This window comes from Paraburkholderia sp. Cpub6, from assembly GCF_014201065.1.
Lineage (GTDB): Bacteria > Pseudomonadota > Gammaproteobacteria > Burkholderiales > Burkholderiaceae > Paraburkholderia > Paraburkholderia tuberum.
Genome location: NZ_JACHDM010000080.1, coordinates 1 through 2,523, shown reverse-complemented (window position 1 = coordinate 2,523; position 2,523 = coordinate 1). Strand labels below are relative to the sequence as shown.

Annotated in this window: 3 protein-coding genes; all 3 read right to left on the bottom strand. The window is 60.8% G+C overall.

The features are described from left to right. Positions 1-68 precede the first annotated feature (68 nt). Positions 69-1,649: an IS66 family transposase gene (tnpC, locus tag HDG33_RS36745; RefSeq protein WP_184041199.1), complete on the bottom strand. Its 1,581-nt coding sequence runs from the start codon at positions 1,647-1,649 to the stop codon at positions 69-71. Positions 1,650-1,679: 30 nt separating this feature from the next. Further along, the gene (gene tnpB, locus HDG33_RS36740; protein WP_167368694.1) at positions 1,680-2,036 is read right to left on the bottom strand and encodes an IS66 family insertion sequence element accessory protein TnpB; all 357 of its coding nucleotides are present in this window, start codon (positions 2,034-2,036) and stop codon (positions 1,680-1,682) included. Then, positions 2,012-2,523: IS66-like element accessory protein TnpA (gene tnpA, locus HDG33_RS36735; protein ID WP_184041197.1), on the bottom strand; the 512-nt coding region annotated here is incomplete at its 5' end. The genes tnpB and tnpA, both read right to left, overlap by 25 nt.

The following is a 2,523-nucleotide window of genomic DNA, read 5'->3' as shown; positions in this document are numbered from 1 at the left end:
GTATGCGGTCCACGAACGACGCCACTCAGAGGTGCTCTGAGGCGTAAATTGTGTGGCAGGGAGAAGGGTCAGCGGAGATTGGCGGGCATCTTCCACGGCAACAGCGCGTCGTAGTCGTCGACGGTCTTCGCCAGTGGCAGACGTTGGAACAGCCAGGTGAGGTAGCAGTACGGGTCGATGCCGTTGGCTTTTGCTGACTCGACCAGCGAATAAAGATTCGCACTCGCATGTGCGCCAGCAACTGTATCGGCAAACAGGAAGCTTTTGCGTGCGACGACAAACGGGCGAATGGAATTTTCGCAGGGATTGTTCGATATGGGCCAGTTGCCGTTCTCGACGTATCGGATCAGCTTGGGCCACTGCCCATGCAGATAGGTCAGCGCCTTGCCGAGTAAACTTTGCGGCACGACGCCGGGCAACTGTTCAAGCATCAGCTTTTCGATGGCATCCAGCACGCGTGCACTGTATCGTCGTCGCATTCGCTGTCGTCGTTCAGCCGGCCACGTTTCACTGCGCACCTCCGCTGCGAACAGCTTGCCGATCAGTTTGATGAAGCGTGTGGCGAGCAGATCGGGGGAGCGGGCCGCCTTGGGCACGTTATCTTCGGCCTTGACCAGATACCGTCTCGCATGAGCCCAGCATCCGAGATGCACGAGCTGATACTGTTGCGCGATGCCGTTGTAGGGCTCGTATCCGTCGGTCATCAGAACCGCACCCTTGCGAATGCCGGCGAACAGTTTGTCGGCCAGCTTCGCGCCGCGACCAGCCGTATAGGCGAAACAGCGGATGGGCGTTCCCGATCCGGTCATTTGCGCCCAGAGATAGCTTTTCGTTTGCGGCTTGCGCCCTTCTTCCTTCAGGACCTGGAACGTCGTCTCGTCGCAGTAGATCACGTCAGCATCGAGCAACGCGTCGCGCATCAGGTTGATAACGGGCTGCGTCGCGTGACCGACGCGGACCATGCTCGCGGCGAGCGTGTTCGACGAGATGTCGCCACCGAAGCGTCGCAGCAGGCCAGCCTGGCGATAGATCGGCATGCCGAACTGATACTTGCCGGTGGCGACCCACGCGAGTGCCGATTCCGTCAGCAGCCCACGCGGGATGATGCGCGCCGGCGCCGGCGTAACCTTGATGCCGAGGTCGCAGCACGGACAGGCATATTTGACGCGCTGGTGCTGGATGACGCGAACCTGCTCGGGGATCACGTCGAGCTGCTCGCTCGTTTCGACGCCGATCTCGACGAGCGCGTGTCCGTCGTGGTTGCAGAAGCGTTCGGCTTCGGGAAGTTCGTGCCGAACGACTTCGCGCGGCAGACTGGGATCGAGCGGTTTGCGATGACCGCGCTTCTTGCGCGTGTGCGCTGCGATCGGGGTTTCGCGACTATCTTCCTGCGCGGGTGTTGCGTTCGTGCCGAGCACTTCGGCTTCATTGAACAGACCGGGCTGATCCGATGCGCGAGCTTCGCTCTTCGCGCCGAACAGCTCGCGCCGGTAAGCGCGCAGTCGTTCCTCGGCCAGGTCGCGCTCCGCAGTCACGAGACGCAGTGCGCTGCGTAAACCGTCACGCTCTGACTGAAGGGCGTCGTGCTCCTCACGTATCGCGAGGAGCGCCCTGAGTTCGTCAGCGTCGATGGTCACGTTGATCGGCATGCCACTTAGACCGGCACGCCGATGCCGTGTTCAACTCACGCGAGCATAGTGGCGTTTCGGATGCCGCTGAAGAGCAGCAATGTCGGCACCTTCGAGAAGCCAGTGCAGCAGATCGACGGTCAACGTCACGACTTCGGTTTTGCTGTCAGGCCAGACGAAGCGATCATTGGCCTCGAGTCTCTTGAGCATCAGCCAGAAACCGTTGTGCTGCCAGCCCAGGATCTTGACGCGATCGCATCGCCGGTTGGTAAAAACGTAGAGCGAGGAATCCATCGGATTCAGGCGCATCGCCTGTTCGACGAGAATCGACAGACTGTTCATTCCGTACCGGAAGTCGACGGGATCGCGGTGCAGGTATACCGTCAGCTTTTCGTCGAACCGGAACACGGCATCCTCCCGAACATCTGGACCACGGTGCTCAGTTCGTCGATGCTCGCTGCACTGAGATCGAGCTCCACGCCGTTCGACAGACATACATGCAGTGAGAGCGTCATCGGCGGTGCCGGAGATACGGGTGGTGGCGGCGGTGCCGGTGGTAGTGACACGACAGGAACAAATGCAGAGGAGGATTCTGCCGGCGCGGGCCGCTTACGTGAATCCGGCATATCGATGGCTTTGCCATCCATCACTTCGACTGCGGGTGGTGATGGGGCGCGCTCGTCGGCGTCGTCCTTCAGCGATGCCAATGAGATGCCTTTCTCACGCTCCATCAGGTACTTCGTGGTCCATTTGCGCAGCAGGTTGGCGTTGATCCCATGCTCCTGTGCCAGACGGGCTACCGACACGCCGGGGCGCAATGCAGCCTCGACCAGCGCGCGCTTACCGTTCTCGTCATAGCGACGGCGCCCGTCGCGGCTTAGACGAACTACTCTTA